We start from the raw sequence: 14,702 nt of genomic DNA on the forward strand, positions 1-14,702 counted from the left end.
TTCGTCGACATGTCCGGAACGGGCGGCGCGGGCTGCGAGCCGCGGCCTTCCTTGCTGCCACAGCGGTTCTCACCGGTCTGATGACCGGCGTCGGTGGCGGCACCGCCTCCGCTGACCCGATCATCGACGGCAAGAAGCTGCTGGCCGATCCGGTCTCGGCGGATGGTTCGAAGATCACCAAGGCCGAGATGAAGGACGACCGGAACATCCGGCTCTACGTCTATTCGGCGGCCATGGGCGCCACCTACCCGGTCGACGTGCAGCGGCCCGCGGACGCCTCGGTGCCGCGGCCGACCCTGTACCTGCTCAACGGCGCGGGCGGCGGTCAGGACGACGCCTCCTGGGTCAAGAAGACCAATATCGTCAACGGCTTCCTGGGCGACAAGAACGTCAACGTCATCCAGCCCATCGGCGGTAAGTGGTCCTACTACCAGGACTGGGACAACGACGATCCGGTGCTGGGCCGCAACAAGTGGACCACCTTCTTCAGCGAGGAACTGCCTCCGCTGATCGACGCCGCCCTCGGCACCAACGGCGTCAACGCCATCGCCGGCATCTCCACCTCCGGCACCACCGTGCTCACCCTGGCCGAGGCCAAGCCGGACCTGTACAAGTCCGTCGCCGCCTACTCCGGATGCGCGCAGATGGCCGACCCGCAGGGCCAGGAGTTCATGCGCCTGACCGTCGAGACGTGGGGCGGCGGCAAGCTCGAGAACATGTACGGCCCGGCGGATTCGCCCGAGTGGGCCCAGCACGATCCGGTCATCAATGCCGACAAGCTGCGCGGCATCAACCTCTACATCTCCTCCGGTAGCGGTCTGCCCGGCGTATACGACACCCTCAACGGCCCGTACGCGCTGCCCGGCGCCTACGGCCTGGCCAACCAGATCATCATCGGTGGCGTGATCGAGGCCGGCACCAACTTCTGCAGCCACAACCTGGCGAACAAGCTGAACTCGCTGGGCATCCCGGCCACCTACAACTTCCGGGCCACCGGCACCCACTCGTGGGGCTACTGGAACGACGAGTTCATCAACTCGTGGCCGGTCCTGGCCCAGGGCCTCGGTATCTGACCGAAAGTCCACGCGGACAACGCAAGACAGCCCGGCACCGGCAAGGTGCCGGGCTGTTGCGCGTTATGGCTGTGGTCACAGCTTGGTAGGAAGGGCTAAACAAAAAGTTCGGGTACCCGTAAACTCGGTGTGTGAGTACCAGCCTGGCCTATCAGCGCAGCCCGTTCCAGCGAGCGCGGTCGGCCGCGGTGCTACTCGGCCCGGCCTTCGTCGCCGCCATCGCGTACGTCGATCCGGGCAATGTCGCCTCCAATATCAGCGCCGGCGCGCAATACGGCTACCTGCTGGTGTGGGTGGTGGTCATGGCCAATGTGATGGCCGGGCTGGTCCAGTTCCTGTCGGCGAAACTCGGTCTGGTGACGGGCAAGTCGCTGCCGGAAGTGGTGCGGGAGAAGTCCGGCCGTCCGGTGCGGCTCGCGTACTGGGCGCAGGCCGAGACCGTGGCGGTGGCCACCGATCTCGCCGAGGTGGTGGGCGGGGCGATCGCACTGAACCTGCTGTTCGGACTGCCGCTCATGATCGGCGGCATCATCACCGGCATCGTGTCGATGATCCTGCTGCTGATCCAGAATCTCCGCGGGCAGCAGCCCTTCGAGCGCGTCATCATCGGCCTGCTCGGCATCATCGCGATCGGATTCCTTGCCTCCCTGGTGTTCTCGCCGCCATCGGCCTCGGAAACGGTGGGCGGCCTGGTGCCCCGCTTCGACGGCTCCGGCAGCGTGCTGCTGGCCGCGGCCATGATCGGTGCGACCGTCATGCCGCACGTGGTCTACCTGCACTCCGGCATGGCCCGTGACCGGCACGGGCATCCGGAGGTGGGCGCCTCACGAAACCGGTTGCTGCGCGTCACCCGGTACGACGTCGGCCTGGCCATGCTGCTGGCGGGCACGGTGAACCTGGCCATGCTGCTGATGGCGGCCGGCACGCTGCGCGGCCGCGACGGGGTGGACACCATCGAGGGCGCACACGCCGCGGTTCAGCAGGTGCTCGGACCGGCGGCCGGGCTGTTGCTCGCGGTCGGCCTGCTCGCCTCGGGCCTGGCGTCCACGTCGGTAGGGGCCTATGCGGGGGCCATGATCATGCAGGGCCTGCTGGACCGGCACATTCCCCTGGCCGTGCGCCGCGTGATCACGCTGATTCCCGCCCTGGTGGTGCTCGCGCTGGGCGTCGATCCCACTCGCGCCCTGATCATTTCGCAGGTGGTGCTGTCGTTCGGCATTCCGTTCGCGCTCATCCCGCTGGTGCGCCTCACCAGCGATGTCGCGCTCATGGGCGCGAACGTCAACCACCGCGTCACCACCGGTCTGGCCTGGCTGGTGGCCGCGGTCATCACCGCCCTGAACGTGGTGCTGATCTACCTGACCGTCGCCGGAAAGGGCTGACGCGCCGCGCTATTCGGCGAAGACCGCCCGGCGCTTCTGCAGCATGGCGGCCGCGCCCTCGGCGAAATCGGCCGAGCCGAGCAGTTCGCACTGGCCGGCCTTCTCGGCGGCCAGGGCGGCGTCGAGCGAGGTCAGCGCCGCCGCGTTGAGGGCGCGCTTGGTGAGCTCCAGGGCGCGGCGCGGGCCGTGCGCGAGCTTGGCGACGGCGGCCTCCACCTTGGCGTCGAGCTCCTCGTCGCCGTACACGCCCGCGATCACGCTGTGCTCCACGGCCTTTCGCGCCGGGAGCCGCTCGCCGAGCAGTGCCATCTCCGCGGCGAGCGGGCGACCGGCCGCGGCCGCCACCAGGGCCGCCGCACCGCCGTCGGGCATCAGGCCGATATTGATGAAGGCCAGCAACAGGTAGGCGTCCTCGGACGCGTAGGCCAGATCGGCGGCCAGCGCGAAGGCCACGCCCACCCCGGCCGCCGCGCCCTTGACCCGGGCGACGACCGGAACGGGGGAGTCGACGATCGCTCTGATCATCCGGTTGGCCACGTCCATCGTCATCTCGGGCGTGATGCCGCGTTCCTTCTCGCCCGGTGCGGCGGCCAGATCCGCGCCGGTGCAGAAGTCGCCGCCCGCTCCGGTCAGTACGATGACCCGCACGGCGGGATCCTGCGCAGCCGCGAGCACGGTGTCGCCCAAACCGGCCATGGTGTCGTAGCTGAGCGCGTTCTTACGCTTGGGATTGGTGATGGTGATGCGCAGTACCCGCCCGTCCTGAACCGCTGTGTACCCCGGCGTGGTCGCGATGTCCGTCATCGGGCACTCCCCAGATATATATGCGGCGGCAATGCCGCAGACTGTGTTCGGCTTTGCGAATTGTGGTTAACTTAGGGGGGTTCGTCCGGCACTGTCAACAGCCGGTGTTCGTCGAGAAGGAGAAACTGTATGGTCGCCGATCGCAGCGAGGCCACCCTCGCTTCCGCGCGACCGGACAGTAACTCCGGGCCATCCGACAGCGAATCCGGTCCCCGCCGCCGCCCCAAGAACCGCAAGGCCCAAATCGTGCGGGTAGCGGCCCGGGCGTTCGCCGAACGCGGCTACCACCCGGTCGGCGTGGACGAGATCGCGGCCGAGGTCGGCATCTCCGGTCCGGCGCTGTACCGCCACTTCACGAATAAATACGCGCTGCTGGTGGCCGCCGCGGAAATGGGCGCACAGCAATTGCTGGACGCCGCCAAGGCCGCCGACCATCCCGAGCTGGAAGCGGAACCGCGACTCACCGCGCTGATCCGCGGCATCGCCGAGTACACCATCGACGTGCGCCGCGAGGGCGGGCTGTACCGGTGGGAGCGCCGTTACCTGGAACGCGCCGACCGCGACCGCATCCGCGTCATCTACAACGAACTGCGCGCCACCCTGGCCGCCGCGATCGCCGAGCTGTACCCCGACGCGGACACCGCCGACATCGAGCTGCGCGCGGCCGCGGTACTGAGCGCCATCGGCTCCATCACCGCGCACCGCACCGCGCTGTCCACCACCCGCCTGGTCAACCTGATCACCGAGATCTGCTGGGACCTGCTGCGCTGCGACCTGCCGCCCGCGCCCGCCCCGGCCACCGGCGACCCGCTGGTGCGCGGCCTGCCCGTCATCTCCAAGCGCGAGCAGCTGCTCACCGAGGCCATCCGCATCTTCGGACGGCAGGGCTACCACGAGGCCAGCATCGAGGAGATCGGCGCCGCCGCCGGCATCAACGCCTCCAGCGTCTACCGCTACTTCGCCAGCAAAGCCGACCTGCTGGCCGCCGCCTTCCACCGCACCGGCGAACGGGTCGCCATCGGCAACAACGAGGCGCTGGCCGAGGCCACCAGCCGCGCCGACGCGGCCGTGCGGATCGCCGACCGGTTCTCCCGCATGACCTTCGCCATGCCCGAGATCCTGCCGGTCTACTTCTCCGAATTCTCGAATCTGCCCGCCTCCGAACAGCATCGGCTGCGCTCGGTGCAGCGGCAGAACGTGCTCGAATGGGCCAACCTGCTCGAGGGCGACCAGGTCGAGGCGCGCTTCCGGGTACACGCGGCCATCGCCCAGGTCATCGATGTGGGCCGGCGCATCCGCTTCGACGGGCGACCCGAGAACCTGGCCCGGGTGAGCGCGCTCATGCGCGCCGTGCTGCTGGGCGTGCCCGCCGCCGAATAGCCTTCGGCGCACCGCCGAATAGTCTCCGGCGGCAGCCACTTCCACCGTCAGACCCGGTGCCGCATCCGGAACAGCGCGCGGGCCACCCGCAGACGGCGCGGATGCTTCTCGAAGGTGCCCGAGGTGATCTGGTCCGGCGGATGCTTCTCGGTGATCGTCTGCGGCCGTGCGAATTCCCGCAGCGTGCGCGGATCGCGAATGCGGCCCGGCCCGTTGACCCCGTAGACCGGGGCCGCGTTGACCGTGATGAGCTCGCTGCGCAGCCGGGCCGCGAACTCCGGGACGCTGCGGGTGTCACGCGTGAAAACCGAGACGGCGCGCGGCCTTTCGGCGGCATTCACCCGATCGGCGGCCTCGTCCATGGTGGCCACCCGATTCACCACCAGCACCGGCCCGACCGCGTCCCCGGTGACCGCGGTGCTCACCTCGGGCACCTCGGTGAGCACGATCGGCTCGATATACGGTTCGCGGATCGACTCCAGGCTCCCGACCACCAGCCGCGCGCCCCGGGTGACGGCGTCGCGCACCTGGCGGCGCACCACATCGATCTGGGCGTCCAGGATCATCGGCCCGTAGGAGGCGCGGCGATCCGCGCCGGGGCGCAGCCGCCGGGCCTGATCGGCCACCAGTTCCAGGAACGGTTCGTACACCGAGTCGGCCACGTACACGCACTGCACGCCCGCGGGCTGCTGACCGGAATTGGCCATGGCGCCGTACACCGCGGCCGCCGCGGCGGTATCGAGCTTGGCGTCGACCTGGACCACCATCGACCCGCGTCCGCCCTGCTCGACGAGCAGGGGAGTGGACGCCTGCGCGGCCAGCATGGCCACCTCCCGGGCCCCCGCGCCGGATCCGGCGTAGGCCAGCTTGTCCACGCGGGCGCGGCACAGGGCGGCGGCGGTGCCGCTGTCACCGGTGACCACCTGCAGCACAGGCTGATTCGGGGCCAGATGGTTCCAGGTGTCGGCCAGCCAGGCGCCCACGCCGGGGGTCAGCTCACTGGGTTTGAACACGACCGCATTGCCCGACGCCATCGCGCCGGCGATCGAATTCATCGGTGTCAGAACGGGATTCTGCCAGGGGCCGAGTACGCCGACCACGCCCAGCGGCAGGTAGCCGACGGTGCCGGCCGCCTCGCGGCGCAGTGCGGCGCCCAGCCGGGTGGTGCGGCCCAGCGTCTTCTCCGCATGCCGCGCAACCCAATCCAGATGTTCCACGGCCAGCGTCACCTCGATGGCCGCGTCGATGCGCGGCTTGCCGGTCTCGCTGCTGATCAGCTCGACCAGATCGCGGGTGCCGCGGGCCAGGCTGCGTTTCCAGTCCAGCAGCCAGCGTTTGCGCGCGGCGAATCCCAGTGCCGCCCACCATTGTTCGGCACTGCGTGCCGAGCGGACGGTCCGGGTGAGCTCGCCCGCGCCCATGCTGGCGTATTCGCCGACCACCTCCCCGGTCCGTGGGTCGAAGGACGTCAGCACCTTGGATCGGCGCGCACCGGCGCGCCCTGTTGCCGGCTGCGCCGACTCGGCCATGGTCAACCTCTCGTGGCCTGTGAATGTCTCTCCCCGCCAACGCCAGACTATGGTTCGAGTCGCAGATGCGACAAGGTAGCGAAATTGCCGCATACCGGCCGGTCTGCGCCTGGATCAGCAGCTATGCCGGAGCCCTCCAGTTTGTGACCAAGCACACAGTTTGGAGAAGGCTGCTTCGGCAAAGAAACGGCCTTGTTTGGGATGCGCCGGTAACATCACGCCCGGCGGTGTGGATCATCCCGGCGGGCGGTAACGACTCGTCCCCGCGGGATGTGGGGACCCGCCGCACGGGGCGACATCGTTCAGCCCGACCAGTCGATAGTGGAGAGTTGATGCCCAGCTTGGACAGACCGCAACCCGGAGCACCCGATGATCCGGCCGTTTTCGTCGAAGACGTCCGTAAGTCCTTCGGCGAGGTGCACGCGCTGCAGGGGATCAGCTTCACCGCCGCCCGCGGACAGGTCCTCGGCATTCTCGGCCCCAACGGGGCGGGCAAGACCACCACGGTCAAGATCCTGTCCACCCTGCTGCGCCCCGACTCCGGCATCGCCCGCATCGCCGGGCACGACGTGCGCTCGGACCCCGCCGCGGTGCGCCGATCGATCATGATGACCGGCCAGTACGCGGCCCTCGACGAGAACCTCTCCGGCCGCGAGAACCTCGAGCTCTTCGGCCGCCTGATGGGCCTGCCGCGCAAGGCCGCCCGGCAGCGCGCCGACAACCTGCTCGAGGAATTCGACCTCACCGGCGCGGGCCGCCGCGCGGTGCGCCACTACTCCGGCGGCATGCGCCGCCGCGTCGACATCGCCTGCGGCCTGGTGGTCCGGCCCGAGGTGGTGTTCCTCGACGAACCCACCACCGGCCTGGATCCGCGCAGCCGCCAGGGCGTCTGGGATCTCGTCACCGCCCTCAAGAACCAGGGCATCACCGTCCTGCTGACCACGCAGTACCTCGAAGAGGCCGACGTGCTCAGCGACAACATCATCGTGATCGACAAAGGCACGGTCATCGCCGAGGGCACGGCCGACGCTCTCAAGGAGAAGACCGGCGGCAGCTACTGCGAGGTCGTGCCGCTGGACCCGACCCAGCTGACCACCGTCGCCGACGCGCTCGGCGATCTGGTGCCCGACGCGGTCCGCGCGGATATGGATGGCGGCGACCGGCTTTCGATTCCCGCCCCGAACGGTGCGGCCACCCTGTCGGAGGCCCTGCGCCGGCTCGACGCCGTCGGCGTCAAGCTCGCCGACATCGGACTGCGGCGGCCCTCCCTCGACGACGTCTTCCTCTCGCTCACCGGGCACTCCGGCAGCCACGAGGCCGCCGCCGACACGGCCGACACCGCGGGCGTGGCATGAGTGCCCCCGCGGCCGACGCCGCCGACCTGTTCGCCGGCGTGCCACCCGCCCGGCCCAGCAGTTTCGCCCAGTGGCGCGCGCTCACCGGACGCGTCGTCTGGGTGATGGCCACCAAGGGCGAACTCGCCGTCGCGGTGATCGTGCCGCTGGTGTTCACCCTCGGCTTCTACCTGCCGCTGAAGTACGTCATGCAGGTCCGCGGCATCCACTACGCGCAGTTCGTCATGCCGATCATCGTGCTGCAGACCATGTCCTTCACCATGATGTCGAACGCGCAGCTGGCCGCGTTCGAGGCCATGACCGGGCTCAACACCCGCATGCAGACCATGCCCATCGGCAAGCTGGTGCCGCTGCTGTCCCGGCTGTCCGCGGGCCTGGTGCGCTCGGTGGTCTCGCTCATCGCGGCACTCGGCTGGGGCCACCTGATCGGCTTCCGATTCGTCGCCGGCTGGGGACAGGCCGTACTGTTCTGCGTGTTCTCCCTCGCCGTCGGCACCATCCTGGCCATCGGCGCCGACGGGCTCGGGTCACTGACCAAGAGCCCGGAATCACTGAGCCAGGCCCTGACCCTGCCGACCCTCATCTTCGGCATGCTGTCCTGCGGCTTCGTGCCCGAGTCCGGCTTCCCCGCCTGGGTACGGCCGTTCGTGCGCAATCAGCCCATCTCGCAGTTCTCCTTCGCGCTGCGCGACATGGCCGAGCACGGGGTGACCTGGCAGGTGTTGTGGGTGCCGCTGGTGTGGCTGGGCGGCCTCGCGGTCGTCTTCACGCCGATGGCGATCTGGGCGAGTGTGAGGCGATCATGAGCAGTGCGATGACGGCCCAAGTGGACGAACAGGATTCGGTGGTCGAAAAGGATTCGGCGGTCGACGTGGAATCGTGGGCGGGACATCAGCCGCTGCCCGTGGTGAAACCGCGGTCGGAGCGCGCGCTCTCGATCTGGCTGGAACAGAGCCTGATTCAGTGCAAGCGCCTGCTCATCGGCTGGATGCGCGATCCCGCGACCACCATTCAGACCCTCGTCTACCCGGCGGCCACGCTGATCATGTTCCGGATCGTGCTGGGCGACTCCATCACCCAGGCCACCGGCATGCCCAGCATCTACGGCACCGTGCCGATGGTCATGCTGGTCGCCGCCATGTCCGGTTCGGTGGTGAGCGCGCTCGGCTTCAAGACCGAGAAGGCCACCGGACTGCTCGGGCGGTTCTACACCATGCCCGTCCATCGCGCGGCCGGGCTCACCGGGCGGCTGCTGGCCGAGGCGCTGCGGGTGCTCATCACCTCGCTGTTCGTGCTCGCCGTGGGCGTGTGCATCGGCTTCCGGTTCTGGTACGGGCCCGCGGCTTCGATTGCCATGCTGGGCATTCCGATCCTGTTCGCCATCGGGTTCGCGGTGCTGGTGACGGCGCTGGCCACGCTCACCGAGGGGGTGCTGCTGGTCTCGCTGATCGGCATCGTCAACACCCTGCTGATGTTCTTCAACTCCGGCTTCGTGCCGGTGTTCGCCTACCCGGTCTGGCTGCAGAAGACGGTCGAGAACCAGCCCATGAGCACCGCCATCGACGCCATGCGCGGACTGTCCTACGACGGGCCGATCGCGACCCCGCTGTGGAAAACCGTGGCGTGGTCGGTCGGCATGATCGTGGTGTGCGCCTACCCCGCGATCCGTGGGTACCGGCGGGCGGCGGAGACCGGAGCCTAGACACGCCCGACCCGTTTCCCCGGGGCCGCACCGGAGTTGGAGTGGCGCGCGTCACGTTAAGGTGGGCGCCATGACTTACCTGGTTACCGGGGCAACTGGGTTCATCGGTCGATTTCTGCTTCCCGAACTCCTGAAACGCGGCGCGGACGTCCACGTCCTGGTGCGCCCGGGCGAAGACTCCGTGCTGCGTTTCAACCGCTGCCTGCGCGACTGGGGCGCCGCCGACCGGGTGCGCCCGGTGCGCGGCGACCTCGGCGCGCCCGGGCTCGGCATCGACACGGGCTGGATTGCGGCGCACCGTGGTTCGATCGACCACGTCTTCCACCTGGCCGCCGGCTTCGACACCCGCGGCGCGGGCGGCGGCACCCGGCGGGTCGCCGAACTCGCGGCGGCGCTGGAAGCCGGACGGCTGCACCATGTTTCGACGGTGCGTGTCGCGGGAGCCTGGGAGGGCCTGTTCACCGAGGACATGACCGACGTCGGGCAGCTGCTCCCCACCCCCTCCCAGCGGGCCATGCTGCGGGCCGAACAGGACGTGCGTGAGCAGACCGCGGTGCCGTGGCGGATCTACCGGCCCGCCATCGTGATCGGCCATTCACGCACCGGCGAGATCGACCGCATCGACGGCCCCTACTACTTCTTCCGGCTGCTGCGCATGGCCGCGCAGCTGCCCCGCATCCTGCCCGTGGTCGCGCCCGAACTCGGCGAAACCAATCTGGTGCCGGTCGATTTCGTGGCCCGCGCCCTCGACCACATCGCGCACCGGCCCGGCGACACACCCGCCACCTACCACCTGGTGGATCCGCGCGAGCAGAGCGTCGCCGACGTGTTCAACCTCTTCGCCGACGAGGCCGGGGCGCCGCATCTCATCCAGGTGATGCCCAAGCAGACCCTCGACCTCACCCTGCGCGTGCCCGGCATGGGCTGGGTGTTGCGCCAGGTCGGCATCCCCATGGACGTCATCGAGGACACCGAACTGTCCTGCCGCTTCGACTCCCGCCGCACCGCGGCCGCGCTCGCCGGCACCGATATCAAGGTGCCGCCACTGGCCGCCTACGCCGCGATCGTCTGGAAGTACTGGATCGAGAACTGGGTCTGAGCCCTACCGCGGACCGGTGTGCTTCTGCGCGGTTTCCCCGGGTCGCAGCTCCTCCCGGGGCAGCAGCAGGTCGTCCAGGGGGCGTGGGCGGCCGTAATCCCAACCCACCCAGCGGTTCCGGTTCCGCCAGCCGACCAGGTCGTAGCGCCAGCGGAACGGCCGGGTGGTGCCGACCGTCATGAACAGCGCCGTGCCCAGCGCCGAGTAGTCGGCGTGTGCCGACAGCAACGCGCGCTGCTGCCGGGGCGGGCGGGTGAAGAACGCGTCGAACATGGCGATGGACTGCGCGGTCGTCAGCCGGCCCAGGCCGTACACGCCCCGCATGCGCATCCAATAGACCAGGCGCGCCTGCCACGGCCACAGCGCCTCGACCGGATCGTCGCCGCGGCGCACCGCGGCCAGGGCGGTGTCCACCAGCGCCAGCGAATCCGCCACGCAGTAACCGGTGATCGGATGCATCATGCCGCCGCGCGAGCCGAACGGAATCACCCGGCCGCGACCGGCTTTCGGGGGCAGCTCGTCGAGCGGATAGTGGGCGGCCTCGGTCGGCTCGTCGCCGCGCAGCCGAATCCCGTGCGCCGCCAGCCGATTCAGGGTGCGCCGCCGCAGCTCGTGCTGCGGCATGCCGCCGCGCAGGCCCAGGCTGGTCTCCTCGAAGATCACCGTGCCGTCGCCGAGCGGCACCGAGTACAGGAACGACGGCGGCTCGTCCGGGCCCGCGCCGTTCTCGTCGCGCCAGTCCAGCAGCAGGCCCTCGCCGGCGGTCACCATCGGGGCCGCGGTGTCCTCGTCCACGAAGATGCCGTGCGCGCTGGCGGTGCGCCGGGCCCCCGGCGCGGCCTGGCCGCGGGTGTCGAACACGGTGGCGGCGCGCACCTCGGTACCGTCGGCCAGCTCCACCCGGTGCGCCTCCACCGTGCGCGCGCGGCCCGCGATGACCGTCGCGTCGTCCAGCGGCAGCGCGTCGAACAGGCCCTGCTTGGACAGCACGCAGTAGGGCCGGGGAATCCGATGCTCGGTGGTGGTCCACACCGCGGGCGCCTCGATGCGGCTGGCAATCGCGCCGTGCCCCAGCCACTCCGGCAGCTCGTCCACCCAGCACGAGAACGTCGGCGCCCACAGCCGTGCCGGCCGCGGATCCACCGCGACCACCCGCATCCCCGCCACCATGGCGCGATGCGCCAGCGCCCGCCCTGTGGGACCGAGCCCCACCACGCACACGTCGGCCGCCCCGCCGACCTCACGGCCACTCATACCCGCATTCAAACAGTCGCGTCCAGGCCCCGCCAGGTCGACTCCGACTTCGCACCCCCGCGCGCTGTACGGCCGAATCCTCGCCGCGCGCCACCCTTCGGCGGTCATTGCCGCTTGCTATCGTGCGGGCCGTGGGCGACCGGCGGATGCGACGTGGTGGGGGAGCGGCGGAATGAACACCGGCAAGCGGTACTGGTGGGTGCCGCCGACCGCGTCCTCGGTGCTGTTCGGGTTCGGCCTGCCCGTCTACTTCGCGCTCTTCGTGCTCAGCGGGTTCGCCACCGACTCGTGCAACGGCCGCGACTCCTGCCCGAAAACCTTCGGCCACCTCGACGACGCGCAGCAGCTGCTGCTGTTCGGGCTGCTCGCGGTGACCGCGCAATGGGTCGTCGCCTACTGGGCGCCGTGGGCGGTGCGGATCGTGCTGGCGATGGTGCCGATCGGGCTGGGTTTCGCGGCCCTGGTCATGCTGATGAGTACCCCGGTCGGTCAATGAAAGAACTGGGGAGGGGCGGCAAGTCCATTGCGGCACAACGGACTTGCCTACCATCGAAGGCTCGGTGTGACGGAACGGCTCACTTGGCCGGCGTCGACGACGGCGCCGCGGGCGGGGTACCGCCGGGTGCGGCCGGCGGGGTGGCGCCGGGCGAATTCGGCGGCGTCCCATTCATATTGGCCTGCTCGCGGGCGTGAGCGATGCGGGTCGCGGCAATGGCGCCGTCGGATTCCTGCCCCTGCACCATGATCTGATCGCCGACCGCGAACTGCGCGGCGGTCTCGCTCTTCGCCCTGGTGCCGAATTCCGTGGTGGAGGAGATGTTCACGGTCTCGGTGCTGCCGTCCTGCTTGGTGATCACCCAGGATCCGGACCCCTCGCTGGTGATCTTGCCGCCGACGCCCCTGCCGCCCTGACCGCCCTGGCCGTCGCCGTGGCGTCCGCCGGGTTCCTGCTGCTGATTGCCGTCGCCCGCGGAGTTGTGATCGCTGGACCCGCAGGCGGCCAGACCCAGCGTGGCCGCCAGGGCCAGCGCCGCACCGGCCACGGAGAGGGTGACACGACCGTGCCGGCGTCGTCCCGGAAGCGAGTGGGAACTGTCTGCGGCGGGAATTGAATCTGTCATGGCCGCAACGCTATTGATGGTGGCTGTGAGGTTCCTCGGCGTCGGCTGGTGAGTCACTTCCAGTCGGGTGTGACTACTTCGGCGTCACCCAGGTGGTGATGTCGGCGTGCACGACTTCCAGGCCCGCCCGGTCGAAGATCGACACCGGCACCACCAGATCCCGCCCCTCGGTGATCTGCGAGAAATCCGGAACCTCCGGCAACTTCGCGACCGCCCGCAGTCCCGAGTTCGCCTTCGCCAGATACTGCACGTTCATCGCCTTGGGGATCCACCGATGCGTCTCCGGCACCGTCGCCTCCGACAGCATGCCCATCGCCACCTCGGCCAGGTTGCACGCCGCGATCGCGTGGAACGTCCCCAGATGATTGTGAATCCCGAACCACTTGGGTGCGGTCACCTCGCACAGCCCTGGTTCCAGCCGCACCACGCTCGGCAGCACGGTCCCGAAATACGGCACCCGCGCCACCATCCCGAGCGAGAACAACGTGTGCCCGATCCGATTGTCGGGAAGCTTCTTCCACCCGCGATACGTAGCGGTTTCTTTGGCCATGCCGATATCTTACTCGAAAGTAAGTTCTGTGGCGGCGTCCCTCCGGTCCAGCTCTCGGACTCTCGCGAATAGGTCATCGAATCGGTAGGTGGGTTGCCTCGCCGCGCGAAACCAACTGGTTGCTTGTTATCTGGATTGGCCGCGCCGGAGGTGCGGCTGGGAGCCGACGCCACACGGGTCGGCTATCGGGGAAATCGGGAGTTCTAGAAATCATGCGTATTCGCACCGCGATGGCCACCGTTGGCATCGCACTCGGGGGGGCGGCCCTCGCCACCACCGCATCCGCCGGCTCGGCCGCGGCCTTCACGCCGTACATCAATCCGGGTAACGGCATCTACGTGGCCGTGGACCTCAACCACGACGAGACCGTGGCCCTGTCCAACACCTGGATCCCGGCGGCGATCGACCAGATCAACATGGCCCACAACCGGGTCGCCGTCGACCCGTACTTCTCGGATATCCCGTTCATCGACGGGAAGGTGTACGGCAATCTGACCCAGATCGTCGGCGAGGCCGCGGACACTCCCGGCGGGCAGATCAGCATGGCCCTGGTCGACCCCGCCGTGCATCATGGCGGCAACTTCGTCTTGGTCGAGGACCTCGGCGGCTGGGACTACTACCTCCAGGACCTCCGCGACCGCTGAGGTGTGAAAATAGCCGGTGCGGGAGCTGAGTTCCGCACCGGCCATCGCGCTCTCCGGGCCGGGCGGCTCGACCCGGTGTGACCAGGGCCATCGAGTCCGGGTGGGGGAGGGGGCGATTTGAAGTGGGCTGGGGACTCGAGGCATACTGTTCGGGTTGCCCACACCGGGTTGCGTCTTTTCCGTTGGATCGGCGCTGGTCGTGGGTGAGCAAGACCCAATTTTGCACCCCGCTGGATTGCGGCGTGGGTGCGTCCGGAACAATGTTCCGAGGCTTACAGGATTTTGGTCCGGGCTGAGGAATGGGCGGCGGAGCGACACGCCCGACCGCGTGGACCGGATGAACCATGACAGATGAACAGCGGCGATGGATCGGGCCCAGGTGGCCGGTCGTGTGGTGGCTGATGCGTCTTCGTGTGTTCGGGCTGTGCAAATGAGGGTGGTGTGAGAGTGAAAGCTCTTGGACCACAACGTAAGCGGAGAAAAGGACACTCAGCGTGGCGGGACAGAAGATCCGCATCAGGCTCAAGGCCTACGACCATGAGGCGATCGACGCGTCTGCGCGCAAGATCGTCGAGACGGTGACCCGTACCGGTGCCCGCGTCGTCGGCCCGGTGCCGTTGCCCACCGAGAAGAACGTGTACTGCGTCATCCGTTCGCCGCACAAGTACAAGGACTCGCGCGAGCACTTCGAGATGCGTACGCACAAGCGGCTGATCGACATCCTCGACCCGACGCCGAAGACGGTTGACGCCCTGATGCGTATCGACCTGCCGGCCAGCGTCGACGTCAACATTCAGTGACGGGGACTT

The 14,702-nt window shown here is 68.9% G+C and carries 15 protein-coding genes; 10 read left to right on the plus strand and 5 right to left on the minus strand.

All coding sequences use genetic code 11. The annotated features are described in order from the left end of the window. The first annotated feature begins 80 nt into the window (after positions 1-80). Positions 81-1,073 carry an alpha/beta hydrolase gene (locus ACFXKA_RS02115; RefSeq protein ID WP_379425883.1) on the plus strand — a complete coding sequence of 331 codons (993 nt, stop codon included), beginning with the start codon at positions 81-83 and terminating at the stop codon, positions 1,071-1,073. Between the two features lie 131 nt (positions 1,074-1,204). Next, on the plus strand, positions 1,205-2,455 hold the full coding sequence (locus ACFXKA_RS02120; protein ID WP_379425461.1) for an Nramp family divalent metal transporter: 1,251 nt from the start codon (positions 1,205-1,207) through the stop codon (positions 2,453-2,455). Positions 2,456-2,464: 9 nt separating this feature from the next. Here the strand turns inward: ACFXKA_RS02120 and ACFXKA_RS02125 are convergent, their stop codons facing one another. Then, positions 2,465-3,259, minus strand: a complete 795-nt coding sequence (locus ACFXKA_RS02125) for an enoyl-CoA hydratase-related protein (protein ID WP_379425462.1) — start codon at positions 3,257-3,259, stop codon at positions 2,465-2,467. A gap of 129 nt (positions 3,260-3,388) precedes the next feature. Here ACFXKA_RS02125 and ACFXKA_RS02130 point away from each other — a divergent pair, with 129 nt between their 5' ends. Next, the gene (locus ACFXKA_RS02130) at positions 3,389-4,639 is read left to right on the plus strand and encodes a TetR/AcrR family transcriptional regulator (RefSeq protein ID WP_354830639.1); all 1,251 of its coding nucleotides are present in this window, start codon (positions 3,389-3,391) and stop codon (positions 4,637-4,639) included. Positions 4,640-4,686: 47 nt separating this feature from the next. On the opposite strand, the gene ACFXKA_RS02135 is transcribed toward ACFXKA_RS02130, so the two are convergent. After that, positions 4,687-6,168: an aldehyde dehydrogenase family protein gene (locus ACFXKA_RS02135; protein WP_354830638.1), complete on the minus strand. Its 1,482-nt coding sequence runs from the start codon at positions 6,166-6,168 to the stop codon at positions 4,687-4,689. A 332-nt stretch (positions 6,169-6,500) separates the two neighbouring features. Here ACFXKA_RS02135 and ACFXKA_RS02140 point away from each other — a divergent pair, with 332 nt between their 5' ends. The 4 genes from ACFXKA_RS02140 (at position 6,501) to ACFXKA_RS02155 (ending at position 10,324) form a co-directional block, all read left to right on the plus strand. After that, complete coding sequence (locus ACFXKA_RS02140; RefSeq protein ID WP_354830637.1) at positions 6,501-7,523, plus strand: ATP-binding cassette domain-containing protein; 1,023 nt, start codon at positions 6,501-6,503, stop codon at positions 7,521-7,523. Continuing rightward, entirely contained in the window at positions 7,520-8,329 is an 810-nt protein-coding gene (locus tag ACFXKA_RS02145; protein WP_354830636.1) for an ABC transporter permease, read from the plus strand. The genes ACFXKA_RS02140 and ACFXKA_RS02145 overlap by 4 nt, the downstream gene beginning before the upstream one ends. A gap of 8 nt (positions 8,330-8,337) precedes the next feature. Then, entirely contained in the window at positions 8,338-9,225 is an 888-nt protein-coding gene (locus ACFXKA_RS02150) for an ABC transporter permease (protein WP_354830634.1), read from the plus strand. A gap of 70 nt (positions 9,226-9,295) precedes the next feature. Continuing rightward, positions 9,296-10,324: an SDR family oxidoreductase gene (locus ACFXKA_RS02155; RefSeq protein WP_379425465.1), complete on the plus strand. Its 1,029-nt coding sequence runs from the start codon at positions 9,296-9,298 to the stop codon at positions 10,322-10,324. Positions 10,325-10,327: 3 nt separating this feature from the next. Here ACFXKA_RS02155 and ACFXKA_RS02160 read toward each other — a convergent pair whose 3' ends face one another. Further along, complete coding sequence (locus tag ACFXKA_RS02160; RefSeq protein WP_379425466.1) at positions 10,328-11,578, minus strand: lycopene cyclase family protein; 1,251 nt, start codon at positions 11,576-11,578, stop codon at positions 10,328-10,330. 172 nt (positions 11,579-11,750) lie between these two features. On the opposite strand from ACFXKA_RS02160, the gene ACFXKA_RS02165 reads away from it, so the two are divergent. Beyond that, positions 11,751-12,074: a hypothetical protein gene (locus tag ACFXKA_RS02165; RefSeq protein ID WP_379425467.1), complete on the plus strand. Its 324-nt coding sequence runs from the start codon at positions 11,751-11,753 to the stop codon at positions 12,072-12,074. Between the two features lie 79 nt (positions 12,075-12,153). Here ACFXKA_RS02165 and ACFXKA_RS02170 read toward each other — a convergent pair whose 3' ends face one another. Together ACFXKA_RS02170 and ACFXKA_RS02175 are read right to left on the minus strand one after the other, a co-directional pair. Next, positions 12,154-12,699 carry a hypothetical protein gene (locus ACFXKA_RS02170; protein ID WP_379425468.1) on the minus strand — a complete coding sequence of 182 codons (546 nt, stop codon included), beginning with the start codon at positions 12,697-12,699 and terminating at the stop codon, positions 12,154-12,156. A gap of 73 nt (positions 12,700-12,772) precedes the next feature. Next, a complete protein-coding gene (locus ACFXKA_RS02175) occupies positions 12,773-13,249 on the minus strand; it encodes a hotdog fold domain-containing protein (protein ID WP_354830622.1) in 477 nt (158 codons plus the stop codon). A 212-nt stretch (positions 13,250-13,461) separates the two neighbouring features. Between ACFXKA_RS02175 and ACFXKA_RS02180 the strand changes: the two genes are divergently transcribed. Next, positions 13,462-13,893, plus strand: coding sequence for a hypothetical protein (locus ACFXKA_RS02180; protein ID WP_379425470.1), 432 nt, complete (start codon positions 13,462-13,464; stop codon positions 13,891-13,893). 494 nt (positions 13,894-14,387) lie between these two features. Next, complete coding sequence (gene rpsJ, locus ACFXKA_RS02185) at positions 14,388-14,693, plus strand: 30S ribosomal protein S10 (protein ID WP_003938093.1); 306 nt, start codon at positions 14,388-14,390, stop codon at positions 14,691-14,693. Positions 14,694-14,702 lie beyond the last annotated feature (9 nt).

The organism is Nocardia sp. NPDC059228 (genome assembly GCF_042754245.1).
Classification (GTDB): domain Bacteria; phylum Actinomycetota; class Actinomycetes; order Mycobacteriales; family Mycobacteriaceae; genus Nocardia.